Below are 25,190 nucleotides of genomic sequence, written 5' to 3' on the forward strand. Positions count from 1 at the left end.
CGGCCCGAAATCGACAAACGGGGGCGGCGATTGGATCGACTTTCGCGCGTTGCCGGGATACATCGGCAGGCATGACACAGATATCCGATCCGTCCGCCTTCCTTCGTTCCCTCTTCGACGCGGCGCTGGCTGCAGCCGATCCGTTACAATGCGTGCCGCCCTGCCTGCCGGAAAAACCTGGCCGCCGAACCGTGCTGATCGGCGCCGGCAAGGCCTCAGCCCTGATGGCGCAGGCGATCGAGAAAGCCTGGCCGCACGACCTTGAGGGGCTGGTGGTCACCCGATACGGACATGCCGTGCCCTGTGAGCGGGTGGAGATCGTCGAGGCGGCCCATCCCGTGCCGGACGAGGCCGGCGAAGCGGCGGCGCGCCGCATTCTGGAAATTGCCGAGGGCCTGGGCGAGGAAGATCTGATGATCTGCGCCATATCGGGTGGCGGCTCGGCGCTGCTCAGCCTGCCGGGTGAGGGCTTGAGCCTGGCCGACAAGCAGGCCGTGAACAAGGCGCTGCTGCGCTCCGGGGCGACGATCGGCGAGATGAATTGTGTGCGCAAGCACCTGTCCGCGATCAAGGGCGGACGGCTGGCGGAAGCCGCCTACCCGGCCCGTGTCCACACGATCCTGATTTCCGATGTGCCCGGCGACGATCCGGCCGTCATCGCATCCGGGCCGACCGTGCCGGACGGAACCAGCCTGGCCGACGCGCTGGAAATCCTCGACCGGCGCGGGATCGATCTGCCGCAGGCCGTCCGGGACAGGTTGGCCGATCCGGCGGCCGAGACGCCGAAACCGGGTGCGCCGGCCTTCGAGAAGGCCCGGGTCGTCATGGCGGCCCGCCCGCTGGCATCGCTGGAAGCCGCGGCGGAGGTCGCCCGCAAGGCCGGCGTGACACCGCTGATTCTGGGGGATGCGCTGGAAGGGGAAAGCCGGGAGGTTGCGACGGTCCTGGCGGGCATCGCGCGTTCCGTCCGCCAGCATGGACTGCCCGCCAGGCCGCCCGTCGTCCTGTTGTCGGGCGGGGAGACGACGGTGACCATCAAGGGCGACGGTACTGGCGGCCCGAATGCGGAATTCACCCTGGCGCTGGCCATTGCGCTGGACGGCGCGGAAGGCATCTACGGTCTTGCCTGCGATACCGATGGGGTAGACGGTGCGGCGGAGCTGGCCGGTGCGCAGATCGGGCCCGACACGCTGCAGCGTGCTGTCGCACAGGGGATCATGCCCCGCGCGGCGCTGGAGCGGAACGATGCCCATGGCTTTTTTCAGGCGCTCGGCGACAGTATCGCGCCGGGTCCGACACTGACCAATGTCAACGATTTCCGCGCCGTACTGATCCTGTAGGAGACCCCGATGACAGATCTCGCCCCGTTATTCGCCAGTGCCCTGACCGTCACAGGGATCTGGGCCGTCACGGTGATGACGCCCGGTCCCAATTTCGTGGCGACGGTTCATACGGCGGCCGAAAGCACCCCGCGCCACGGCGTCATGGTGGCGCTGGGCATCGCCGTCGGCACCGCGATCTGGGCGATGGGCAGCCTGGCCGGGCTGGGGCTTCTGTTCCAGACCTTCGGCGGGCTTTATCTGGCCGTTAAGATCGCCGGGGCGCTGTATCTGATCTATGTCGGTATACGGATGATGATGACCCGGACACGGAATGATGAAGGCGAACCGGTCATCGCCATGCGCAGCCTTTGGGGTGCCTTCCGCCACGGACTGCTGACTGACCTGGCCAACCCGAAGGCGGCTGCCTTCTTTGCATCGCTGTTCGCGGTCGCGGTGCCGCCGGACGCGCCTCTCTGGTTCGATGCCGGCTTGGTTTGCGCCGTCGTCCTGATCGCTGGGAGCTGGTATGCCGCCGCAGCGCTGGCAATGGGACAGGCCCGGATCGCCGCTGCCTACAGGCGCCTTCACCTCTGGATCACCCGGGTTGCCGGCGCGTGCTTCGTCCTGTTCGGCGCCAAACTGGCAATGGACCGCTAAACCGACCGGTCGCCGTAATACAGCATGACCGTATGCTTCGCCTCGGCGAAGAACAGGTAGCGTTCGGCCAGCAGACCGACAGCCCCGGTCACGACCGAAATTGCGATCAGCAGGTTGGCCATCATGCCGGTGGCGAAGCCTGTCGCCGTCACCGCCAGCAGCGGGAACAGAAATCCCCACATCAGCGCGATCCGGCGCAACCGAAAGGCATGCTTCCGCGCGATGCGGAACCCCATTTCGGTCATCAGGTAATTGTCGCCGTCATGCGGGGCCTCGAACAGATGGACCTTCCCCATCCCGCCCAGACCGGTTGCGCTTTCGGCCGTGGATCGCGGCGCGGCGGCCCGGATGCGGCGCCAATAGATCATCTTCACCGCCATCGCGAGCACCAGCAGAACGGCGGTCACATTGACGATTTCCGGCGAGATGAACCCCATCAGGAAGGCGATGGCATTCAGCAGAACCGCGCCGCTGGCAGCTGCCATGGCAATGTATCCCAGCGGCGTGACCGGGTCGGACCAGGCCGGAATCGTCTTCAACGATCCATAGATCATGGCCGTGCAATAGACAGTCAGGACAGCGCAGGCGACGGCAACCCCACCCAGGGCCGGTTGCCATGGCGCCGCTAGGTCGGGAAAGGCCAGCCGTCCCAGGGCATAGGCCCCCATCGGACCGAAGGTGACGATCGCCATCACGCCTTCCCGGCTGAGCCAGGAGGAGCGCCACTGGCTCAGCGCCCGCCAGGCGCGCTCGGGATGGCCCAGATGAAATGTGGAGGACAGCAGCCCGGCGATGATCAGGGCAAAGGACAGGCCGCAGGCGGACCAGGTCACCGCGGTGCCCGGCGGCACATGGCCCGCGAGATCGAGTAGAACGAACAGCGCGAACAGGCCGTAACCGGCGCCCGAGGCTGTGGTGAAGAAGATGACGGATTTGGCGGGATGCATCGCGCCTCACATGGACAGAATTTTATCGAGCCAGCGGGCCATCAGCCCCGCCTTGTCGTCGGCGACCGGTGTCAGACCGGCACCGCCCATCGCTTCTTCCGCGACGGTCTTGCGCGGACGCGGCGGGAGGTAGCGGTTCACCGGCTTGGCGCCCTGTTCCGGCATCAGGGCATAACCGCCCCGGTCGGCCGACAGCCGGGAAACATCGCTGTCCGGGTCGCCCAGATCGCCGAAGGATCGCGCGCCCGCAGGACAGGTCGAGACGCAGGCCGGGCCCCGCATGTCTTCCGGCAGGGTCTCGTTGTAGATGCGGTCCACACATAGGGTGCATTTCTTCATCACACCGGCGTCTTCGTCATATTCCCGCGCCCCGTAAGGGCAGGCCCAGCTGCACAGCTTACAGCCGATGCAGGTGTCGCCATTGACCAGGACGATGCCGTCCTCCTCGCGTTTGTAGGACGCGCCGGTCGGACAGACGGTGACACAGGGCGCGTCCTCGCAATGCAGGCAGGATTTCGGGAAGTGGACGGTCCGGCTGTCGCCGTCATCGGACACCACCTCGAATGTATGAATGCGGTTGAACCAGACGCCGGACGGGTCGGCACCATAGGGGTCGGAATCGGTCAGCGGCGCGGAATGCCCGCCGGTATTCCATTCCTTGCAGTTCACCGCACAGGCATGACAGCCGACACAGATGTCCAGATCGATGACGAGGCCGAGCTTCCTTTCGGTCTTCGAGGGTAGGCTGGTCATGCATCGCCCTCCTTCGAAACGCGGTTGCCATGGCCGGGCCGGACGCCGCTGCCGCGATGGGCATGGGCCTCACGGTTGCCGACCCAATCCTTCGGTGCCGCGTCCGCTTGGCCGGAAGCCTCCGCGCGCTGGGTAGCGCCATAGCGCAGAAGGCCGTCGGCATCCGTAGCCGGATCGGCAAGGTCAGGGCGCTCGAACCTCTCGAACATCGGCTCCGTCGCGCCTGCTTCCGCGGGTGTGCATTTCTCCAGTCGGACCTTCAGGTCATACCAGGCGGCCTGACCGGTCACCGGGTCGGCATTGGCATAGCGGAACCCGCCGTCGCGGGGCGGCAGCAGTTCGGTTATGACATGGTTCAGCAGGAACCCCTTCTCGGTCTCCGGGGCGCCATCCTTCAGACCCCAGGCGCCGCGCCGCTTGCCGATGGCGTTCCAGGTCCAGACTGTGCCGGCCTCGACACCATGCATGGTCTTGATCTGGGTTTTCACGCGACCGAAGGGGCTGACGACCCAGACCCAGTCCTGATCCGCTGCGTCGATATCCGCCGCTGCATCCGGGTGAACGAACAACCGGTTCTGGTTGGTGATCTGGCGCAACCACGCATTCTGGGAGCCCCAGCTGTGATACATGTGCATCGGGCGCTGGGTCAGGGCGTGCAAGGGGTAGTCGTCGCCTGAACTTTCCCCCTCGAATGGCGGATACCAGAAGGGGATGGGGTCGAAATACCGCTCAACCCGATCCCGGTGTTCCTCAGGCGGCAGGGCGGGGCCGTATCCCTGGGCGGCCAGACGGAACCGCTGCACCGGCTCGGAATAGATCTGCATGACGATCCGGTCGGGCGCGGGGATCCACCCCATTCGGTGCGCCAGGGTCAGATAGTCGCGGTTGGCGTGCTTCAGCCAGGATTGGGCCTCAGTGAAGGGCATCTCCCAGAAGCCGCCATTTTCCACATAGCGGGACAACTGGTCCGGATTCGGGCCGCCGCGCCCCTGGTCGACACCCAATTCGCCGCGCCACCCGGCCAGTGGGCCGATGCCGGGCGCCCGCTCGTGGTTGACGATGTAATCGGGATAGCCGCCGGGATAGGCGGGGGAACCGTCCTCCGTCACAAAACCCGGCAGGCCCAACCGCGCGCCGAGATCGATCAGCACTTCCTGAAAGGGGCGGACGTCGCGGTCGGGTTCCAGTACCGGGTGCCGGATCGCGTCCGCCGGCCCTTCGGCACTGCAGATCGGCCGGTCCAGCAGGGAAATGCAGTCCCAGCGCTCCAGATAGGTCGTGTCCGGCAGGACCAGGTCGGCGTAGGGCACGGTTTCGGAGTAGAAAGCGTCCGAATAGATGATCTTCGGGATCTTGTAGCTGCCATCCTCATTCGTGTCGGTCAGATAATGCAGCACCCCCGGCACGTTCATCGAACTGTTCCAGCCCATATTGGCCATGTAGAGGAACAGGACGTCGATCGGATAGGGATCGCCCTTCCAGGCGTTGTGGATCACCATCTGCATCAGACCATGCGCGGCCAGCGGATGTTCCCAGCTATAGGCCTTGTCGATGCGCTTGGGCGTGCCGTCCGGCTCGATCAGCAGGTCCTCCGGTCCGGTCGGGAAGCCCAACGGCATGCCTTCCAGCGGCTTTTCCGGTCGGACATTGTGCCCGGCCGGTTTCGGCCCCGGCGGTACCGGACGCGGGAAGGGCGGTTTCGACCGGAAGCCGCCCGGCACGTCGATGGAACCGAGAATCATCTGCAGCACATGGATGATGCGGCAGGTATGGAACCCGTTCGAATGGGCAGAGATGCCGCGCATGGCGTGCATCGACACCGGTCGGCCGATCACCTTGTCCTGCTTGCGCCCGGCCCAGTCGGTCCATTCGACATCCAGTTCGATCGTCTGTTCGAAAGCGGCATGGGCAAGTTCGGCCGCGATGCGTCGAATCGTGTCGGGCGGCACGCCGCAGGTCTCCGCCACGGTGTCCGGGGCATAGGCATCATCCAGGAACCGGTCCGCCAGCAGGTGGAAGGCGGGCACGGTGCGCTGGCCGTCGATTTCGACCGATCCGATCACGACGGGGCTGGAGTCCGGTTCCAGGGCACTGACGATCTTCTTCTGCTTGCCGTCCAGCAGCAGGGGGTTGCCGTCGCGGTCACGGGCGAACAGACCGTCATCGGGATGCCCCGGGGCCTGGATCACCAGCCAGGGCGCGTTGGTGTAGCGCGCCAGGTAATCCCAGTCGACCTTCTCCGCCTTCAGCAACTCGTGGATCAGGGCGCCGGCGAACAGGCCGTCCGTTCCCGGGCGGATGCCGATCCATTCGTCCGCGACGGCGGAATAGCCGGTCTTGACCGGATTGACGGAGACGAACTTCGCGGCCTCCCGGCTTTTCAGGTGGCCTATGCCCATCTTGATCGGGTTGCTGTCATGGTCCTCGGCAACGCCGAACAGCATGAAATATTTCGTGCGCTCCCAATCCGGCTCGCCGAATTCCCAGAAGGAACTGCCGATGGAATAGAGGCCCGCCGCCGCCATGTTGACAGAGCAGAAGCCGCCATGGGCCGCGAAGTTTGGCGTCCCGAAGCGGCCGGCCCACCAGCCGGTCAGGGACTGGCTTTGATCCCGCCCGGTGAAGAAGGCGAGGCGGCGCGGGTCGGATTTGCGCACAGCGCCCAGCCACTGCTCGGCCAGGGCCAGCGCCTCGTCCCATTCGATCTCCTCGAACTCGCCCGATCCGCGCGGTCCGACCCTCTTCAGCGGCTTCCTGAGGCGCGCCGGGGACTTGACGTTCATGATCCCGGCCGACCCTTTGCCGCAAAGGACGCCCTTGTTCACGGGGTGGTCGGGATTGCCATCGATATAGCGCAGCTCATCGTTCTTGAAGTGAACCCGGATGCCGCATCGGCAGGCGCACATATAGCAGGTGGTGTATTCGGTCCGGTCGATCGACTTCGGTGTCGTCTCGACCTGCTCCCGCACGGTGGTAAAGGGTCCTGCCATACTGAACGTTACCTCAACACTTCTATAGTTTTCTGAAGACCCAGTTCGCCACAAATCCGGCCAAGGCCGCTATCAGAATTGCGGCAATTCCGTAAAGCAGCGCGTGTAGATGCGCCATGCGGAAAACCTGGGCGCCGAACCCTTCCTTGTTGACGAAAAGGGGCGTCGTCTGCGCACCGACGACCTGACCGTTCTGCACCAGCAGGGTCTCGATCGTGTAGGTGCCGACCGGGACATTGGCCGGGATCAGGATCGCCGACCGGAACAGCCGGCCGCCCCGGCGTTCGACCCGGCCGAACCGGGCGCTGTAATGACCGACATTGATCTTGTTGCGTATCAAGGCCTGGGCGAAGAGGACGGAGCCGGGCCCGTCCTCTGCCTCGGCAGTGCGGAAGCGCAGATTGTCGACGCCGATCTGGTGCCGCCGCAGTGCGCTACCGGGAAGATCGATCGGCCCCGACGCAGTGGTGGCGACATGGTAGAAGGCGGGAACGCCCTCGAATCCGATGGATTCCTGATTGATCCAGATCCCCGCCACGCGGTCCTTGCGCCGGACGGCGACCTCCTGCTTGGGGCCGTGCACGACGATCACGACTTCCCCGGCACCCTGGACAGACCCGAAGACCAGCAGTTCGGTGCCGGTGAATCCGGCCGTCACGGCGACCAGATGGTTGTCGACATCGGCGACCAGCGGTTCGGAAGCGCGGACCGGACCGGAAGCCGTCAGGCCGACAAGAAGGCCGATGGCGGCGATCAGCGATGTCTTGCACCGATGCATCATTCGAGCCCCCCCGACGTGTCGAGCGGGTAGATCGAATAGACGTCGTCCGGTGGGACCACGAGGTCGAACACGATCTTGAAACACACTGCCAGTACCAGCACGGCCAGCAGTATGCGGACCTGCTCGCCGCGCAATTTGGCGCCCAGTTTCGTGCCGAACTGCGCCCCGACGACACCGCCCAGCAGCAGCAGCAGGGCCAGGATGACATCCACGGTCTGGTTCAGGGTCGCCTGGAACAGGGTGGCATTGGCGCTGACGAAGATGATCTGGAACAGCGAGGTGCCGACAACGACATTGGTTGGCATGCCCAGTAGGTAGATCATGGCCGGAACCATGACGAACCCGCCCCCCACGCCCAGAATGGCGGTCAGGATGCCGACGAAGAAGCCGATGGAGATTGGCATCAGGACACTGATATAGAGCTTCGACTTGCGAAAGCGCATCTTCAGCGGCAGGCCGTGCATCCAGTTATGCTGGTGCAGTTTGCGCCGCGAGGCGCCGCTCGGCCGCCAGGTCCGGACGAAGGACCGGACGCTTTCGACCATCATCAGCCCGCCGATGATGCCCAGGAAGATGACATAGGACAGCCGGATGACCAGATCGATCTGTCCCTGGAACTGCAGCCATTTGAAGATGAAGACACCGAGGGTGGACCCGAAGAATCCCCCCAGAAGCAGCACCAGCCCCATCGCCATGTCGACATTGCCGCGACGCCAGTGGGCCAGCACCCCGGAGACCGAAGACGCGATGATCTGATTGGCCCCGGTTCCAACGGCCACCGGGGCGGGCACGCCCAGAAACATCAGCAAGGGGGTCATCAGGAAACCGCCGCCGACCCCGAAGATCCCCGACAGCATGCCGACACCCGCCCCCATCCCGAGGATGAGGAAGATGTTTACCGACATCTCGGCGATCGGCAGATAGATATGCATTGACGCGCCGACCCCCGTTGCGGCGTTGGCCCTGCCCAAAGGATGCGCGCTTCAGCGGCCGTCCGGTTGCGCCAGAGCGCCGCATAAGCAATTGTGATCTGGCGGATTCCCAAGGCGCAAGATGAACCCGTATGCCCTGAGTCGTCAATGCGGCCCAAGGTTAAAATTGGTCACGATAATGATAATGTTAGCTTCTCAAGCCGGAGATTGAGACGGATGGAAAAGGCAGAACTGGACGCGACGGGCCTGAAATGCCCGCTACCGGTCCTGAAGGCGCGCAAGGCCATGAAGTCCCTGGCGTCCGGGGGTGTGCTGGTGGTGCGCGCAACCGATCCCGGTTCACCCGCCGATATGCGGGCCTTCTGTGAATCTCAGGGGCACGAGATGACGGTATCCGATGAAACGGACGGGGTCTTTACCTTCGAAATCCGAAAAGGGTGATACGCAGGATGGCAGTCAGTCGTTGATCTGGGACTTGCTGTATATCTCGGTGATCGAAACGGCCAGATGGTCTTCCACGACGACGATTTCACCCCGGCCGATGGGCATGCCGTTGCATCGGATTTCCACTGTGTCGCCGACACGGCGGTCCAGTTCGATCACGGCCCCGCGGCCGATCTTCAACAGATTGGAAACCTTCATTTCCGCGGTGCCGAGAACGGCGGTGATGTCGACGCCGATCTTGTTGACCGCGCTGACCCGTCCGGCGCGGTTGACCGCGTCTGCCGCGGCGGCTGCCAATGCTCCCTTGTCGCCTTCGTCGGCCATGAAAAACGTCCGTTCGCACCCAATGTTTCCAACCGGGCAAGTCTACGCGTCGATTCGCCCCTGCGTCCATGGTATATCGGCTTCCCAACGCCGCGAGTCAAAGGCCGGATCGCCCCCCATGGTTCTGTTCAAAAGACTGTTTTTCGCCGTTTCACTGTTCCTGGGATTGGCATATCCCGGCGCCCTTTCCGCCCAATCCGGGCTGATTCCGGCAGCCGAGGCAGGGGATGCCGATGCGCAGTTCCGATTGGGCCGCGCCTATGAGAGCGGAGTCGGTGCGCCGCAGAATGACTTTGAAGCGGTACGCTGGTTCCGGGCGGCGGCCCAGCAGGATCATCCTGCCGCAGCGCTTGATCTGGGGTGGATGCTCGCCAACGGGTACGGTGTGGCCAAGGATGAAGAGCGCGCGCTCTACTGGTTCACGCGTGCGGCGGCACTGGGGGCGGAAGGGGCCGCGGCCCAGCGGGATGCGCTGGCGCGTCAGTTTGATGCCGCCGTCCTTGGTCGGATCGTCGAAGAGGCGGGACAGGGCCTTCCGGCGGGGATTGCGGTTCCCGACCTGCCGCCGGCACTGGCCGTCGACTCCGATCCGGTGCTGGAGGCCGGTGATGACTTCGAAACGTTGAAGCATAAACTCAATGCCGGGGGCGGGCTGGACGTGCTCGCCAAACTGCGCCTGCTTGCCCAGGATGGCGATGTGAAGGCGCGCAATCTGGTCGGGCTCGCGCTGCGGCGCTCAACGGATCCGGCGGACCGGACGGCGGGGCTTCAATGGCTGTTCGCGGCGGCAAGAGAAGGCCTCCCGGCGGCTCAGTACAATCTGGCGGCTGCCATGCTTGAGGACGCGCAGCCTGGATCGGCCCGGGCGCCCGATTATGGCAGCGTAGCGCGATGGCTTGATCTGGCTGCGCTGGGCAGCGCCCCGGCCGACCCGGCCGACTATGCCGCCGTATCACGGGAATTCGCTGCCCGTGCGGGAATTCGTGATCCCTATCGCGCCGCCGTGCAGGGGTCCGAAGGGGCCTATGACGAATTGCGGCAACTGATCCGGTTGAAACGCCAGGAACTGCTGGCACGGCGTGACTATGACACACGGCGCGGCACGCCGCCCACGGCCACCGGGCAAATCGAGAGCACCGTCATAGAATGAAAGCGGTTGCCGCCCTGATCATTCCGAATATCGGGCTCTGGCTGGTTTTTGCGGCCGCCGCGTTCGGCTGGATCCGATATGGCCGTCCGGTACGCCACAGGGCCTTGTTCGCTGCCGCCATTGTTCTGTTCGCTCTGTCCTTCCCGGCCGGCCCGAGGCTTGCCGCCGAGGCATGGCGCCTGCCGGTGCCAGATGTTCCGTGGCCGACCCCCGCCGCCGGTACGGCGATTTTCGTTTTCGGTGGCGGCATCGCATCGGATGGGTACGGGCGGTTCTGGCCGTCCGATGCCTCCATGCGCAGGGCATCCGTCGGTCGGTACGCTGCCGCCGGATCGGGCGTCCCCGTGATGGTCAGCGGCGGCCCTTCACGGGATGGATGGCCGACCGAGGCGCAGGTGATTGCGGAGATGCTGGCGGCGGACGGGATTCGGGCCATTCGCGACGACACGGCACGGAATACCTGGGACAATGCCCTTGCCGCGCGGGACGCCATGGATCGCCATGGGTGGACGTCCGTTTACGCCGTCACCGACGTGATCCATGGTCGGCGCGCCCTCGCCTGTCTGCGGGCTGTCGGCGTGCCGATCGCGGGGTTTCGCGCGCCAAGAATCGAGGCGGGCCTCTCCGCGCTGGACTTCATCCCGTCCGTCCAGGGACTCGCGCTATGGGGCAATGTCGGATACGAGGTTTCGGCCAGTCTGGTTTATGTCCTGAAAGGCCGGATCGCCCTGAGCGATCTCTACTGGTAATCGGCCGTCAGCCGGTTCCGTCCGGGATGGACTCCGCCTCTTTCAGTTCCCTGTCCAACTGCTGTCCGTGCCGGGCGCGGGCCGAGGAAAGTCGCGCCAGGCACAGATAGACGACCGGTGTCAGGTACAGCGTGAAGACCGCGGCGGTCCCCAGACCCCCGAATATCACCCAGCCGATGGCCGACCGGGCTTCCGAGCCTGGCCCGGCACTCAGGATCAGGGGCAGGCCGCCGACGACCGTGGACATCAGGGTCATCATGATGGGGCGCAGCCGGACCAGGGCGGCCCGGCGCACGGCCTCCGCGACGGAATGGCCGCGGTCCCGAAGCTGATCGGCAAACTCGACCAGCAGGATCCCGTTCTTTGCCATCAGGCCGATCATCATCACCAGACCGATCTGGGAATAGATATTGATCGTCGTGCCGGTCAGCAGCAGCGCATAGAGGGCTGCCGCGACGCCGAAGGGAACAGTCAGGACCACGACGAGCGCGCTGGTCCAGCTTTCGAACTGGGCGACCAGAACCAGGAACACGACAGCCATGGCAATGATATAGGTGATCAGCACGTCCCTTTCGGTTTCCTGAAGGGTCGCCGCCTCACCCAGCAGGATCAGGTCCACATCACCCGGCAGAACCTCATCCGCCAGTGCCTCGACGTCGCTCACCGCCTGCTGCAACGGATAGCCGAGCCGGATATCGGCGTCGATCTCCACGGCGCGGCGCTGGACATGACGGTCCAGTTCAGCGGCAACGCCTTCCTCCTTCAGACTGACCAGCGACGACAGCGGTACCAGCGCGCCGTCGGCGCTGCGGACATAAAGATTCAGCAGATCGCTGGGATCGTTGATTGCCCCGTCCCCGGCCGCCAGCAGGATCGGGATCGTTTCGTCCCCGACGCTGAGGTCGACCAGTTCGTCGCCATCGATGGTGACACTGAGCGTCGCCGCCAGGTCGTCGAGCGAGACATTCAGGTCGGATGCCCGCCGCCGGTCGATCTGAACGACCAGTTGCGGCTGGGTCGGCTGGTAGGATATCCGTCCGTTGGACAGTCCGGGCAGCCGGTCCTCAATCGCCCGATTGAGCGTCAGGGCAGCTTCATAGAGGCGCAGATAGTCATTGCCGATCAGGGCGATTTCCAGACCGGTGGAGTTCGACCGGATGTTCAGGCTGTTCGGGCTGTAGACGCTTATTCGCATACCCGGAATTTCGTTCATCTGCGGTCTCAGTTCCGCGACCAGGTCCGATTGCGGCCGCGTGCGTTCATGCCAGGGGGCCAGCGGCGCACTGACGAAGACCCGGTTCAGATCCCAGCGGCCGACAATCGTGTAGATCGAGGTGATCTCGCCGCTGTCGACATAGGGCTGCAGCACCGCTTCGATCTTGTCGGCCTGCCGCCCGGTGTAGGAAAGCCCGACCCCGTCCGGTCCGGTGCCGAAGACGAAAATCTGTCCCCGGTCCTCGGTCGGCAGCAGCTCGCGGTCGATGTTCTGGAATGCAAACCAGGCGCCACCGGCCCCGGCCCCCGCGAGGACAAGCACGACCAGCGGCATGGCCAGGGCACCGTGCAGGGTCGCGCGGTAGAGCTGCACCAGCCGGTCGCCGCACCAGGCAATCGCCCGATGGATGCCCAACCCCTTGCTGTCCGATTCGTCGCCCAGCCTGGCCGCCAGTGCCGGCACCAGAGTCAGGGCCACGAAGGAGGATATGATGACCCCGACGGCCAGAACGAAACCGAATTCCCGGAACAGACGACCGGCGTCGCTGGGCAGGAAGGAAATCGGTACAAAGACCGAAACCAGGGTCGCCGTGGTCGCGACGACGGCGAAGAATACCTGTCGGGTGCCCAGGACCGCTGCGGCGCGCCCGCCCAGCCCCTGCGCACGCCGGCGCTGAATGTTCTCAAGGACCACGATGGAATCGTCGACGATCAGCCCGGCGGCAAGAACCAGCGCCAGCAGCGTGATGATGTTGATGGAAAATCCCATCAGCCAGATCGCGGCGACAGAGCCGATCAGGGCAACCGGAATGGAGATGCAGGGGATCAGCGTGGCGCTGGGCGTGCCGAGGAATAGCCACAGTGTCAGCACCACGATCGACACGGCCAGCAGCAGGGTCACCACGACCTCGCGCACCGATCCGCGAATGAATTCGGCATCGTCGGAGACCTCGATCACCTGAACGGTATCGAAACGCGCATTCAGCCTTTTCAGCGCAGCCTCGACGCCGTCGGAGATTTCAATCGTGTTGGACTTGGCCTGCCGGATGATCCCCATGCCGATGACGGTCTGGCCATCAACCCTGACCTTGGATTCCGCCTCTTCCGGTCCGAAGAAAACCATGGCGACGTCGCCGATCTTGACCGGGTCGCGAATGACGATCCCTTCGATTTCCTCGGCGGTCTCCGCCGTCGCGTCGGCACGCACGATCAGTTCGTGGTCGACGGAGGCGAAACTGCCGGCCGGAATATCGAACGGGGCGTTCTGCAGGACATTGGCGACATCAGTCACGGTCAGCCCATAACTGCTGAGCCGCATCGGATCGAGGACGACATGCAACATCCGCCGTCGGTCCCCGTACAGGGTGACGTCGGCGACTCCGTTGACTGAAATCAGATCCGGCACGATGTCGTTTTCAACGATCCGCGTCAGTTCCTCCTCACCGATCCCGTCGGCGACGGCGGCCAGGCGCAGGACCGGACTGGCATCCGCATCGGCCTTGATGACGGTCAGTTCCTCGACATCGTCGGGCAGATCCCGTTCAACCCGGCTGACGGCTTCGCGCACATCGGCGGCGGCCGTATCCAGATCGGTGTCGGCGGAGAAGTAGAGGCGAATCCGGAAGTTGTTCTCTTCGCTGGATGACCGGATCTCTTTCACGCCGGTGACGCGCGCCACGGCGCCCTCGACGATGCTGGTGACCTCCGCATCCATGGTTTCGGGCGACGCGCCCTGTAGAATGCCGCGCACCGTCACGGTCGGCTGGTCGACGTTCGGGAGTTCACGGACTTCCACCGCCGTCAGGGCAGCCAGTCCGGCAAGTGCTATCAGCAGATTGAGAACCAGCGCCAGAAGCGGTCGCCGCACGCTGGTGGAGGGCAGATCCTCCCTGTCCGGACGGCCGGTCACGATTCGGTGCCGTTATCGGCGACCGGCGCTTCGCGCACGGTGACGGAGACTTCCCGCCCGGCGCGCATCCGGTGCAGGCCCTCCACGACAACCGGATCGCCGGGTTCGAGATCCCCGTCGACCAGGACGCGGGAGGATTGCCGCTGCACGATCTGCACGGGGATCTGGGCTGCCTTGCCGTCGCGAACGGTCCACAGGAACGATCCGTCACCGCCCCATTGTATGGCGATCTCCGGAACCGTGGGGCGGCGCTGGCCGTAGAGATCCAGGGTCACGCGAAAACTCATGCCGGGCCGGAACGCGTCGTTCGGGTTCGGTGTTTCGGCGCGAACGGCGAAAGTGCGCGTATCCGGGTCAATCCGGCTGTCGACATCAACGACGATCCCGTCCGCCGTGGCGCTTCCGGCCCATGCGGCGATGGATACCGCGTCGCCGGGGCGCACACGCCCCAGAAGCGCTTCCGGCACATCGAACCGGATCAGCAACAACTCGCGGTCGTCCAGCGTCGCAATCGACGTCGCCGGATCGATGCGGTCCCCGACTTCGACATCGGTCAGGCCGATATATCCCGCGAAGGGTGCCTTAACGTAACGGTCGTCCAGGGCCACCTGGGCCTGGCGCAGGGCAATCCGGGCGCTGCGCAACGCGGTGCGGGCCTCATCCAGGGCGGCCTGGGTCGAGGTGCCGCTGGCGCTCAGTTTTTCCAGTCGGTCGAACTTGCGCTGCGCGTCCTCAAGCTGGACCTGTGCCAGTTCGACATCGAGGCGCTCCGCATCCTGACGCAACTCGACCAGAACGGCGCCGCGGTCGACAAAGCTGTTGGCCGTGAAACGGACGGCGGTGACTTCTCCGGCCGAGTCGGGGTGCAGCGTTATGGAGCGAAAGGCGCGGGCGGTGCCGACCGCTTCCAGTCGGATTCGGATTTCGGCCGATTCGGCGCGTTGCACGATGACGGCGATCGGGACGTCGGGGCGCGTGGCGGTGACGTCCTTCTCGGTTTCCGGTGGCTGGCCGATCTTCCAGGCCGCAGCGCCCAGCCCGACCAGCACAAGGATGACCAGAAACTGTTTGAAAATACCCAATGTCCGCCACCCTCCATCCGACGTGCATTCCGGTCATCCGGCCACGGTTCCGGATGAAACTATCATGAACAGGCGAAGTTTCTATCCTGGTCCCGTATTCCGGAAAATCCTTGATGCGATTCGCACTGGCCCAAGATCAGACGCGGCTGCGCCGATAATCCGTCGCAGGTTTCGAACACTTTTTCCTTCGATTTCGCAAATAAGGGCGCGGCCTTGGGGTCAGGGCGAACGGGGCGTCCCGACGCCGTCCATCCCGGAATGTTCAAGCAGTATGAAGTTTGGGTGAAGGCGTACAAAAGCGCTTTTGTCGGCTTAATTGTTCGACTATTCTAGAGAAATGGATGAATTGAAGGCAGCAACCTGTTTTTCAGCCCTGGCGCAGGAATCCCGCGTCCGGATTCTGCGCCTGCTGATCGCGGCCGGGCCCTCCGGAATGCGGGCCGGGGAGGTTCAGCAGCAGATCGGCATGCCGTCCTCGACGCTGTCCTTTCACCTTTCGGCCCTGGAACAGGCCGGCCTTGTCCAGTCCACACGGCAAGGTCGGACAACGGTCTATGCCGTGCGCCTGTTGGGGCTGCGTCAGCTCGTCACCTTCGTGACGGAAACCTGTTGCGGCGGCCGGACGGACCTGTGCGGGGATATCGCCCGACTGTTTCCCGATCTGGAGGAAGAGCGCCCGATCACGGGGCGCTTCAATGTTCTGTTCCTGTGCACCCACAATTCCGCACGTTCGATCATGGCGGAGGCGGTTCTCAACCGCATCGGCGGCGGCAGGTTCAGCGCCTATTCGGCCGGGGCCGAACCTGTATCGGCGCCGAATGCCGATGTTCTCGCCAATCTGAAGCAACTTGGTTTCGATGTCGCATCGGCGCGCAGCAAGTCGTGGGACGATTTCACGACGCCGGACGCGCCGCAGATGGATTTCGTAATCACGCTTTGCGACACGGCGGCGGGCCAGGCCTGCCCCGATTTCGGGGATCAGGTTGTCTCGGCCGCCTGGCCGCTTCCCGATCCCGCGCGGTTCGAGGGCAGCGCCATGGAGCGGGCGGTGCTGCTGAAGGCACTCTACGGGATGATCAGGCGCCGACTGGAAACCTTCATCCGATTGCCGTTCGGAACGCTGGACCGGATGGCGGTCAAAGCCCGGCTGGACGCGCTGGGATTCGGTACGACTCAGGACGCTTAGGGGGCGATGGAACATGGGTATCGGCATCAACGGTATGGGTCGGATCGGTCGGTTGGCTCTGCGCGCCGCCATGGGGGGCGTATTCCGCGATCCCGCCGATCCGAATGCGCAGGCCGGTCTGGACATCGTTCATGTGAACGAGATCTCCGGCGGTGCCTCGACCACGGCGCATCTGCTGGAGTTCGACAGCGTGCAGGGCCGCTGGCGCGCCGGGTTCGAGGCAGGGGAAGACGATCGAATCCGGATCGACGGCCATCGGATCGGGTTTTCCGATGCCGCCGAGCCGGGAGACGTGCCGTGGGGCGATCTGGGATGCGATATCGTCCTGGAATGCACCGGAAAGTTTCGGAAGGTCGAGCAACTGAAGGCATATCTGGACCGCGGTGTGAAACGGGTAATCGTCGCGGCGCCTGTGAAGGATCCCGATGTCCTGAACGTCGTAATGGGCGTGAATGACGACCGCTACGACAGGGAACGCCACCGGATCGTGACCGCGGCGTCCTGCACCACAAACTGCCTCGCCCCGGTGGTGAAGGTCGTGCACGAGGCGCTGGGAATCCGGCACGGTCAGATCACGACGATCCACGATCCGACGAATACCAATGTCGTCACCGACGCGCCGCACAAGGATCTGCGCCGGGCCCGCTCCGCACTGTTGTCGCTGCAGCCGACCACCACCGGCAGCGCGACCGCCATCGGCCTGATCTTTCCGGAACTGGTCGGAAAGCTGAACGGGCATGCGGTTCGCGCGCCGGTCCTGAATGCCAGCCTGACCGATTGCGTCTTCGAACTGAACCGCGCCACCTCGGCGGAGGAGGTCAATACCCTGTTCGAAGCGGCGGCGTCCGGCCCGCTGGCTGGAATTCTGGGGCTGGAACACCGCCCCCTGGTCTCCGCGGATTACGCGCGCGACAGCCGCAGCGCCATTGTCGACGGACCCAGCACCATGGTCACCGACGGGACATTGCTGAAGGTCTATGCCTGGTATGACAACGAACTCGGCTATGCCTGCCGAATGGTCGATCTCGCCAACAAGCTGATCGCAGAAGGCCTGTGACGGCGTCATGCGCAACTACCTGATCGTCACGGCCACCTATTGGGGGTTCACCCTGACCGATGGGGCGTTGCGCATGCTCGTCCTGCTGCATTTCTATCAGCTCGGCTATTCGCCCTTCACCCTGGCCTTCCTGTTCCTGCTCTACGAAGCCGCCGGCATCTTCGCCAATCTCGGTGGCGGGTGGCTGGCATCACGCTTCGGCATCCGCCGGATGCTCGGTCTGGGATTGATGCTGCAGATCGCCGGGCTGTTGTTCCTGTCGGCACTGCGACCGGATTGGGGGGCGGCCCTGTCCGTGGTCTGGGTCGTCCTGGCGCAGGGCGTCGCCGGTATCGCGAAGGACATCACGAAGACCGCGTCGAAATCGGCGATCAAGATCACATCGGTCGACGGCAACAATCAGTTGTTCCGGTGGGTGGCCTGGTTTACCGGATCGAAGAATGCGACCAAGGGCCTTGGCTTCTTCTTCGGTGGCCTGCTTCTCGATGCCGCCGGATTCGTGCCCGCGCTATTGGGCATGGCAGCCATGCTCACAGGAATTCTGGTGGCCTGTATCGCGACCCTGCCGTCGGGTCTCGGTATCTCCGCCGCATCAAAATCGGTGAAGGAGCTCTTTGCGAAGTCGCCCGGCGTCAACATTCTGGCGGCTGCGCGGATCTTCATGTTCGGCGCGCGGGATGTCTGGTTCGTCGTCGGGTTGCCGGTCTTTCTCTACGCCTCCGGCTGGGATTTCTGGGAAGTGGGTGGATTTCTCGCAGCCTGGACCATCGCCTATGGCGCCATTCAGGCGATCGCCCCGGGTCTGGTGCCGCGCAGCACGGACGGGCTCAGCCGCGAAGTCCCCGCCGCGCGCCTTTGGGGCGTGATCCTGGCAGCGATTCCGGCGGCGCTGGTTGCCGCCCTGCTGGTCGACGCCGCGCCGCCGGTCGCCTTGCAGACGGTCGTCGTGGCGTCCCTGATGATTTTCGGCGTCGCCTTCGCGGTGAATTCCTCGCTGCACTCCTATCTGATCCTGGTCTATGCGGGATCGAAGAAGGCGGCCGAGGATGTCGGGTTCTACTATGCCGCCAATGCCGCCGGGCGCCTGATGGGAACGCTGCTGTCCGGATTGCTCTATCAGGTCGGCGGTCTGGCCGGCTGCATTGCCGGATCGCTGGTCATGCTGACCCTTTGCGCCGCGATCACCTTCGCCCTGCCACGCAAGGCGACGCCCTGAAGGGCGTGTTCGGGCAGGCGTCGCTGTTCTGGAAAGGTGTGGTGCCGGATGCAGGGATCGAACCCGCGACCTTCGGTTTACAAAACCGCTGCTCTACCAGCTGAGCTAATCCGGCCCGTGAGGGGCAGAGCAGGGTCTACCGCCAAGCCGCCGTGAAATCAATCCTCAACGCGCGGCCCCGGGATGGGCAATTGGGCAGCCTCTGGATGGCGGGACAGGCAAGGTGTGGGTTCGTTTTTTTGACTTTGCAATCTAGGGTAATAACCATACGATTCTCCGGAGCATAGTTGACTCGGAGGGGGGGCTATGAGGGGGCCGGTACTGTTCGCGTGGCCTTGGAATAGCAGGAAACAGGCTTTCCCTGTCGGGGGCGCCATTTTCTTGCTTGCCATCGCGGGGAGTCCGGCCGGGATGACATCGTTACAGGCGCAGGAAGTTGGTGCCGGCGCGTGGCAGTCCCTGCAAGATCGTGCTCTCGCGCTGCCTCAGGGCGGATATCCAAACTATGCGCGCATTGAGGATGACCCGTACCTTCGATCGGAACTGAAAGATTACTTTGAATCGGCCCGTCGCCAGAGATTTGCCAACTCCCTGGACAACCTGCTGGCCCCGTCGCAAGGCTACGACGAAACGTTAAAACCCTGGGGCGATCCTCAGGTTACGACGACGATCCCCGGCTACCAGCCTCCGCAGCGGTATCCGCAGATCGACCCGTCCTTCCCGGTCACGCTCGGGCTCCCGTCGGGTATCCAGCTGCAGCCCGATGTCGTAAGCGGTGCCGATACGATACCGGTTGAAATCGACGTGCCGAGAAGCGGCCCCGATTTTGGGGACTTCCCTCTGGATGACGTAAACCCCTACGGTGATGTCGTGGATGGCGGCGGCGTAATCCCTGGCGGAATTGATGTCCCGCAGACTAGCCCGGTTAGCGGGGACGGGATCGCAATTGCCGGGGCGCTGCTGACAGATGCCGATTATGAAGCCTATCTCAGGTCGACTTGTGTCGCGCGGGCATCGAGTCACTATCGGGGAGAGGCTGTGTCTTCCGCGTCCTCGGAAGTTAATGAGGCGTGTTTCAGCGGGATCGACGAACTTCCGGATCAGGTCAAATCATCGGGTATCCTGTCGCTGGTCGGGTTCCTCGTCTGGCGAACTAATGATGAAACCGAGGTCGGGTTCTGCACCGCGATGAGGGTGGATGACACTCGAATTCTGACGGCGAAACATTGTTTCTATCATCGCGATGATGGCCGGGACGGCGAAGCCCGGTTCACAAGTGCCCACTTCGAAGACGGCAAGATACGTTTCTATCTTCTCGCCGATCTGAACTCTTCCTATCCCGTAGGTAATCCGGGGGGCGCCTTTCTGTCCGCCTTTGGTACGAAGGACGATACCCTGATCGTTCCTGTGGCGACGAATGGAACGTCCGTCCCGGGCTATGCGGTGCGGTCGCCAAGTCAGTTGGGATTTGCGTCGATAATCGGCCTGTCCTCCTTTGAGAGGAAATCGGATTGGCGGGATCGCGTTAAAGTCACATTGGACAAGACTTGTTTCGTGACGATGCCGGATGCCGATGGCTGCGTGGTTCATGCCTGCAACACTTCAGGCGGCTTCAGCGGCGCTCCGATTTTCGGAATGGAGGCATCGGATAACGGTGCACTTCGCCCGGTCGTGTTTGGTGTGCACTCCAAAGCGGGGCGGGAAGAGACTGAGTGCGGCGTCGATGAATACGCTTTTGTCCGGGTTTCCAATACGGCGGCACCCGTCGATGCGGCGTCACTCGGAATTGAGAATCCATAGAGGGGGATGACGAGATGTGGCAGGGGAAAAGGTGCCGGGCATTCAGCGGTATGATCCTGGGGAGCGCTGTTCTTTTAGCGGCCTGCAGCCAATCGAATGGTGTGACTGCTCCGACGAAAGCTATGAGCAAACCGCGACTGGAAACGCGCGTTGCGGTTCTCGAATCGTGCCCTGTCTACACAAATACTCGGAAGGCCGGCGTTGAGCTGAGCCCCCTTCTGCTGTCTTTGGTCACGACATTCGGGCCGATCATTCTTGAAAAATCGTACGATGCAGCCGTCAGTGCGGTCCGAAAGGCCGGTGAAGGCGGGAAGGCGGAACAGATCGGTTCAAGCCATGTTGCGACATACGCCTATGCGTTGACGCCGACACGCGTCGAAACGGTCGCCAACGTTCTGGAACCCAAGCCGCCGGAATTGAATATCAATGGCTCCTTCCATTGTCTCGTTATCGCCAAAGGCAACGTGAACCCCGATACGCCCTCGGCGCCGTCCCGCGGAACCATGACAGAGGCGCAGTTGGGAACGTTGAGCAAAAAACTGGGAATCGTTGGTGACCCGGTCTTCTATCTGGAAGCCGTCATCCAAGAGAGTGAAGAGGGGAAGGAACAGTTTTACCTTCAACCCAAACATTTTGAGTTCTTCGATGACGACGGCTGGTTTTCCCGCGACCAAGCTGTGACCTTCCAGATTGACCTGATGCGACTGCAAGAGGATGGAACGACGAAGGTTATCGCCTCCGATTTACTCTTGTTCAGTAAGGTTTCCAAGGGGACGGTCATGTCGATCCAGACTCTGAAGGGGACCACGTCGGCGTGGATGCCGATGCCGCCGGCGCCAACCGATTTCGCCGACGGCCGGAAGGCCAGCTATCGTTTGCTGCAGAGCCAGATCGACACATTGACAAAGCGCCTCCGCCAACTCGACAAAATGAAGACCACTTGCGAGGTGAACCCGGACCTCGCGGGTGACGGGGAAGCCTGCTACGCGGCGGAAGGGGCGGCCCGTCTTGCCGCGGTCGCCGCGGCCGTCAATTCGGATTCACGGGTTATCGCTCAACAGGATAAGGTCGATATTCTGAACGATGCGCCGAAGGGAAAGACCAATCGACTGGCCACCGCGGAAGCAAGGCTGAAGCGTTTGCGGCAAGTCGTAAGATCGGAGCTTATCGCACAACTGCCGCAGCGCTATGCCGGCATCGACCAGGAAACCAGTGCGATCAAGCGAAGGGTCCAGGAACTTGAGACTGAACAGATGAAACTTGTTCCCAGCGAAACCGAACTCGTGCCGATCACGGTTAAGGCGACCGTTTCCACCGTCAAGGACGAGGTCAAATTCCTGACGACACTTGCCGAAGTGCTGGATGAAGGGAAGGATGACGTCCTCAAGGCTGTTGGGGATGAATTGCCGGCAGCGAAAGAAGCCGCGAAGGAAACCAAGCTCGCCGAGCAGGCGACGCTGATGACCAAGGTGACCGAGGAAGATTTCACTGTGAAGATTGAAGCGGCGCGGCTTGCGCAATTGGAGCCGACGAAGGAAACAGATCCCGTTCCTTACTACGAGCAGGAAAAGAAACTGGCGCTTGCAAAAATTTCCGCCAATGAAGCGAGGCGGAAGGCGGGGTTGCCGCAAATCCATTGACGGGAAGTGGCATCTCCGCTTTGGGCGCGGTCACCCCTTCCGGATGCTTGCGGCGTAAAGTGCCACGGCCGCGGCGTTGGAGACGTTGAGCGACCCGACGGCGTTGGGTGCCATGGCGATGCGGACGATCCCGTCGCAGGCCTCGCGGGTCAGGCGGCGCATGCCGTCGCCTTCCGCCCCCAGGATCAGCGCCAGCGGCCGGTCTACCGGCAGGTCCGTCATGGTCTCTTCCGCCTCGCCGGCCAGGCCCACGATCCAGTAGCCGAGTTGTTTCATCTCGTCGATCGCGCGGGCGAGATTGCCGACGCGAACGAAGGGAACGGTTTCCAATGCGCCGGAGGCCGTCTTCGCCAGGGCGGCAGTCTCCGGCGGAGCATGGCGATCCTGCACCACCACCGCGACCGCGCCGAATACGGCGGCCGATCGCAGGATCGCGCCGACATTGCGCGGGTCGGTCACCTGATCGAGGATCAGCAGGGGCCGGCCGGGCTGGGCATCGGGCAGATCCGTCAGGGCAGGCGGTTCCAGGGGCAGAACTTCCAGGGCCAGACCCTGATGGACGCTGTCCGGCCCGGCGAGACGGTCGATATCTTCGCGGTTTCCGACTTCGATGGCGATTCCGCGGCGCGCGGCGGCGGCGGCGATCGACTCGGCGGCCTGCTCGGTCGCCACAAGCCGCCCGCAGCGGCGTTCAGGATTGGCAAGGGCGGCTGCGACCGGATGGGCGCCGGTCAGCCAGTAGCGATTGCCGCCGGCACCGGAGGATCCGCCATCCTTGCGCGGGCGGCTCTGCGGGCCTCCCGACCGGGCGCCCGATTGGCGGTTCTGCCGCTTTTGCGGCCGTGATCTCTTCGGTTTGTTCATGACCGCGTCTTACGCCCAGAATGCCTGGGCGGCAAGCGGCCAGAGGGGTTTGCGCCGGTGGAACGATTTGTCGATGGGATTCCGCAACTTGCCCGTTGACAAGGGCCGGGCGGGACTCTAAACCCCGTCCCGCCGTGCGGAGCGGCTTGTCGGTGTCATCTGGAGGGATGCCCGAGTGGTTAAAGGGGGCGGACTGTAAATCCGTTGGCTTAGCCTACGTTGGTTCGAATCCAACTCCCTCCACCACCGACGCTCAAAGCGGCTCCGTTGTCGGCCAGAGCATCGCGAAGCGGTCGATCCGGCGGGCCGGACCGGGCGCTTCGAATGTGCTTTGCGGGTGTAGCTTAATGGTAAAGCTCCAGCCTTCCAAGCTGGCTACGTGGGTTCGATTCCCATCACCCGCTCCAGGTTGTCGGCCAGGATCCGGCCACGCGCACGGGATCGAATGGCCAGAGAGGTTCGAGATGGTGCGGTCCGTTGCCGGGCGCACGCTGTGTGAAACGAGCGTTCCTGAGTGACGCGAACGTAGGGAAGCGGAAAAAGATGGCGAAGGAAAAGTTCGAGCGTACGAAACCGCACTGCAACATTGGCACGATTGGCCACGTTGACCATGGCAAGACGACGCTGACGGCAGCGATCACGAAGACGCTTGCGGAGACGGGCGGCGCGACGTTCATGGACTACGCGAACATCGACAAGGCTCCGGAAGAGAAGGCGCGTGGGATCACGATCAACACGGCGCATGTTGAGTATCAGACGGAGACGCGCCACTACGCGCATGTGGACTGCCCCGGCCACGCTGACTACGTGAAGAACATGATCACGGGTGCGGCGCAGATGGACGGCGCGATCCTGGTCGTGAACGCGGCGGACGGCCCGATGCCGCAGACGCGCGAGCACATTCTTCTGGCGCGTCAGGTTGGCGTTCCGGCGATTGTGGTTTTCCTGAACAAGGTTGACCAGGTCGACGACGAAGAGCTGCTGGAACTGGTCGAGATGGAAGTGCGCGAGCTGCTGAGCTCGTACGACTTCCCGGGCGACGACATTCCGATCGTTGCGGGTTCGGCGCTGGCGGCGCTGGAAGGCCGTGACGACAACATCGGCAAGTCGAAGATCCTCGAGCTGATGGCGGAAGTCGACCGTTACATTCCGCAGCCGGATCGTCCGAAGGACCGTCCGTTCCTGATGCCGATCGAAGACGTGTTCTCGATCTCGGGCCGTGGCACGGTTGTGACCGGTCGCGTCGAGCAGGGCATCGTGAAGGTCGGTGAGGAAATCGAGATTGTCGGTATCCGCGACACGCAGAAGACGACGGTGACGGGCGTCGAGATGTTCCGCAAGCTGCTGGACAGCGGCGAAGCGGGCGACAACATCGGCGCGCTGCTGCGCGGCATCGGCCGTGAGGACGTTGAGCGCGGTCAGGTTCTGGCGAAGCCGGGCTCGATCACGCCGCACACGAAGTTCAAGGGCGAAGCCTACATTCTGACGAAGGAAGAAGGCGGTCGTCACACCCCGTTCTTCACCAACTACCGTCCGCAGTTCTACTTCCGCACGACGGATGTGACGGGCACGGTGACGCTGCCGGAAGGCACGGAAATGGTGATGCCGGGCGACAACATTTCGATGGATGTCGAGCTGATCGCGCCGATCGCGATGGACGAAGGTCTGCGCTTCGCCATCCGTGAAGGCGGCCGCACCGTCGGTGCCGGCGTCGTCGCGTCCATCATCGAGTAAGGTTACGGTATGCCGGGGTGCCCTGAGGGCGGCCCCGGCACCTTCCGAGAGTTCGCGTACCGCGTAGGGGTATAGCTCAGTTGGTAGAGCGACGGTCTCCAAAACCGTAGGTCCAGGGTTCGAATCCTTGTGCCCCTGCCAGTTTTCCCGGTGACAGACGCTTCGCAGCGCAGGCCGGGGAGCCGGAAAAAGCGTATAGATCTGCGACGCGTTTGCCGAACAGCCGCGAGGCGAAAGGGCAAACGCGCGCAAGTTTTTTATGCCGGATTTCGGTTTTTTGCGTTTGGGGTGTTGTGCTTACGGCCTGAAAGGCTTACACCACGCCGGTTTCACGCGGCGTCGCTCCAGCGTAAAGATCGGGGCGCGACACCGCGTTTTCCGTCTTGCCGGGCGCCAGGGATGCATCTGGGCGACCGAAAAGTGGCGGAAATCCGCCGG

Annotated in this window: 20 protein-coding genes and 4 tRNA genes; 14 read left to right on the forward strand and 10 right to left on the reverse strand. The window is 63.6% G+C overall.

Features of this window, described 5'->3' with window-relative positions; genetic code table 11:
* The first annotated feature begins 71 nt into the window (after positions 1 to 71).
* Together R8L07_09730 and R8L07_09735 are read left to right on the forward strand one after the other, a co-directional pair.
* Positions 72 to 1,340 carry a glycerate kinase gene (locus R8L07_09730; protein ID MDW3205815.1) on the forward strand — a complete coding sequence of 423 codons (1,269 nt, stop codon included), beginning with the start codon at positions 72 to 74 and terminating at the stop codon, positions 1,338 to 1,340.
* Between the two features lie 9 nt (positions 1,341 to 1,349).
* Positions 1,350 to 1,979: a LysE family transporter gene (locus R8L07_09735; protein MDW3205816.1), complete on the forward strand. Its 630-nt coding sequence runs from the start codon at positions 1,350 to 1,352 to the stop codon at positions 1,977 to 1,979.
* On the opposite strand, the gene R8L07_09740 is transcribed toward R8L07_09735, so the two are convergent.
* The 5 genes from R8L07_09740 to R8L07_09760 are packed head-to-tail and all read right to left on the reverse strand — an operon-like array spanning position 1,976 to position 8,382.
* Entirely contained in the window at positions 1,976 to 2,926 is a 951-nt protein-coding gene (locus R8L07_09740; GenBank protein MDW3205817.1) for a DmsC/YnfH family molybdoenzyme membrane anchor subunit, read from the reverse strand. The genes R8L07_09735 and R8L07_09740 overlap by 4 nt on opposite strands.
* Positions 2,927 to 2,932: 6 nt before the next feature.
* Positions 2,933 to 3,679, reverse strand: a complete 747-nt coding sequence (locus R8L07_09745; GenBank protein MDW3205818.1) for a 4Fe-4S dicluster domain-containing protein — start codon at positions 3,677 to 3,679, stop codon at positions 2,933 to 2,935.
* Positions 3,676 to 6,669 (reverse strand): molybdopterin oxidoreductase family protein, encoded by a 2,994-nt coding sequence (locus tag R8L07_09750; GenBank protein ID MDW3205819.1) that lies wholly within the window; start codon positions 6,667 to 6,669, stop codon positions 3,676 to 3,678. The genes R8L07_09745 and R8L07_09750 overlap by 4 nt, the downstream gene beginning before the upstream one ends.
* A 22-nt stretch (positions 6,670 to 6,691) precedes the next feature.
* On the reverse strand, positions 6,692 to 7,450 hold the full coding sequence (locus tag R8L07_09755) for a TIGR02186 family protein (GenBank protein MDW3205820.1): 759 nt from the start codon (positions 7,448 to 7,450) through the stop codon (positions 6,692 to 6,694).
* Positions 7,447 to 8,382, reverse strand: a complete 936-nt coding sequence (locus R8L07_09760; protein ID MDW3205821.1) for a sulfite exporter TauE/SafE family protein — start codon at positions 8,380 to 8,382, stop codon at positions 7,447 to 7,449. Before R8L07_09760 ends, R8L07_09755 begins: the two co-directional genes overlap by 4 nt.
* A 216-nt stretch (positions 8,383 to 8,598) precedes the next feature.
* On the opposite strand from R8L07_09760, the gene R8L07_09765 reads away from it, so the two are divergent.
* Complete coding sequence (locus tag R8L07_09765) at positions 8,599 to 8,823, forward strand: sulfurtransferase TusA family protein (protein MDW3205822.1); 225 nt, start codon at positions 8,599 to 8,601, stop codon at positions 8,821 to 8,823.
* 15 nt (positions 8,824 to 8,838) lie between these two features.
* On the opposite strand, the gene fliN is transcribed toward R8L07_09765, so the two are convergent.
* Positions 8,839 to 9,150 carry a flagellar motor switch protein FliN gene (gene fliN, locus R8L07_09770; GenBank protein MDW3205823.1) on the reverse strand — a complete coding sequence of 104 codons (312 nt, stop codon included), beginning with the start codon at positions 9,148 to 9,150 and terminating at the stop codon, positions 8,839 to 8,841.
* A 118-nt stretch (positions 9,151 to 9,268) separates the two neighbouring features.
* Between fliN and R8L07_09775 the strand changes: the two genes are divergently transcribed.
* Both R8L07_09775 and R8L07_09780 read left to right on the forward strand, forming a co-directional pair.
* Entirely contained in the window at positions 9,269 to 10,300 is a 1,032-nt protein-coding gene (locus R8L07_09775) for a tetratricopeptide repeat protein (GenBank protein MDW3205824.1), read from the forward strand.
* Positions 10,297 to 11,049, forward strand: a complete 753-nt coding sequence (locus tag R8L07_09780; protein ID MDW3205825.1) for a YdcF family protein — start codon at positions 10,297 to 10,299, stop codon at positions 11,047 to 11,049. The genes R8L07_09775 and R8L07_09780 overlap by 4 nt, the downstream gene beginning before the upstream one ends.
* Positions 11,050 to 11,056: 7 nt before the next feature.
* Here R8L07_09780 and R8L07_09785 read toward each other — a convergent pair whose 3' ends face one another.
* Both R8L07_09785 and R8L07_09790 read right to left on the reverse strand, forming a co-directional pair.
* Positions 11,057 to 14,173 (reverse strand): efflux RND transporter permease subunit, encoded by a 3,117-nt coding sequence (locus R8L07_09785; GenBank protein ID MDW3205826.1) that lies wholly within the window; start codon positions 14,171 to 14,173, stop codon positions 11,057 to 11,059.
* Positions 14,170 to 15,255 carry an efflux RND transporter periplasmic adaptor subunit gene (locus R8L07_09790; GenBank protein MDW3205827.1) on the reverse strand — a complete coding sequence of 362 codons (1,086 nt, stop codon included), beginning with the start codon at positions 15,253 to 15,255 and terminating at the stop codon, positions 14,170 to 14,172. The genes R8L07_09785 and R8L07_09790 overlap by 4 nt, the downstream gene beginning before the upstream one ends.
* A gap of 337 nt (positions 15,256 to 15,592) precedes the next feature.
* Between R8L07_09790 and R8L07_09795 the strand changes: the two genes are divergently transcribed.
* From R8L07_09795 to arsJ, 3 genes are read left to right on the forward strand one after another with little or no spacing between them, the layout of a single operon-like run.
* The gene (locus R8L07_09795) at positions 15,593 to 16,441 is read left to right on the forward strand and encodes a metalloregulator ArsR/SmtB family transcription factor (protein ID MDW3205828.1); all 849 of its coding nucleotides are present in this window, start codon (positions 15,593 to 15,595) and stop codon (positions 16,439 to 16,441) included.
* A 13-nt stretch (positions 16,442 to 16,454) separates the two neighbouring features.
* Positions 16,455 to 17,498 carry an ArsJ-associated glyceraldehyde-3-phosphate dehydrogenase gene (locus R8L07_09800; GenBank protein ID MDW3205829.1) on the forward strand — a complete coding sequence of 348 codons (1,044 nt, stop codon included), beginning with the start codon at positions 16,455 to 16,457 and terminating at the stop codon, positions 17,496 to 17,498.
* A 7-nt stretch (positions 17,499 to 17,505) separates the two neighbouring features.
* Positions 17,506 to 18,714 (forward strand): organoarsenical effux MFS transporter ArsJ, encoded by a 1,209-nt coding sequence (gene arsJ / locus R8L07_09805; GenBank protein ID MDW3205830.1) that lies wholly within the window; start codon positions 17,506 to 17,508, stop codon positions 18,712 to 18,714.
* Positions 18,715 to 18,753: 39 nt separating this feature from the next.
* Here the strand turns inward: arsJ and R8L07_09810 are convergent.
* A tRNA-Thr gene (locus R8L07_09810) sits at positions 18,754 to 18,829 on the reverse strand.
* Between the two features lie 266 nt (positions 18,830 to 19,095).
* Between R8L07_09810 and R8L07_09815 the strand changes: the two genes are divergently transcribed.
* Positions 19,096 to 20,514, forward strand: a complete 1,419-nt coding sequence (locus R8L07_09815; protein MDW3205831.1) for a hypothetical protein — start codon at positions 19,096 to 19,098, stop codon at positions 20,512 to 20,514.
* Positions 20,515 to 20,636: 122 nt separating this feature from the next.
* Positions 20,637 to 22,154: a hypothetical protein gene (locus tag R8L07_09820; protein ID MDW3205832.1), complete on the forward strand. Its 1,518-nt coding sequence runs from the start codon at positions 20,637 to 20,639 to the stop codon at positions 22,152 to 22,154.
* A 30-nt stretch (positions 22,155 to 22,184) separates the two neighbouring features.
* Here R8L07_09820 and rlmB read toward each other — a convergent pair whose 3' ends face one another.
* Positions 22,185 to 23,018, reverse strand: a complete 834-nt coding sequence (gene rlmB, locus R8L07_09825; GenBank protein ID MDW3205833.1) for a 23S rRNA (guanosine(2251)-2'-O)-methyltransferase RlmB — start codon at positions 23,016 to 23,018, stop codon at positions 22,185 to 22,187.
* 161 nt (positions 23,019 to 23,179) lie between these two features.
* On the opposite strand from rlmB, the gene R8L07_09830 reads away from it, so the two are divergent.
* The 4 genes from R8L07_09830 to R8L07_09845 all read left to right on the forward strand — a co-directional run bounded on the left by R8L07_09830 (position 23,180) and on the right by R8L07_09845 (position 24,893).
* Positions 23,180 to 23,264 (forward strand) — tRNA-Tyr (locus R8L07_09830).
* A gap of 87 nt (positions 23,265 to 23,351) precedes the next feature.
* Positions 23,352 to 23,425, forward strand: a tRNA-Gly gene (locus R8L07_09835).
* Positions 23,426 to 23,561: 136 nt separating this feature from the next.
* Positions 23,562 to 24,752 (forward strand): elongation factor Tu, encoded by a 1,191-nt coding sequence (tuf, locus tag R8L07_09840; GenBank protein ID MDW3205834.1) that lies wholly within the window; start codon positions 23,562 to 23,564, stop codon positions 24,750 to 24,752.
* Positions 24,753 to 24,817: 65 nt separating this feature from the next.
* Positions 24,818 to 24,893 (forward strand) — tRNA-Trp (locus R8L07_09845).
* Positions 24,894 to 25,190: the final 297 nt, after the last annotated feature.

The sequence above is a fragment of the Alphaproteobacteria bacterium genome (assembly GCA_033344895.1).
Taxonomy (GTDB): Bacteria; Pseudomonadota; Alphaproteobacteria; order UBA8366; family Aestuariispiraceae; genus Pacificispira.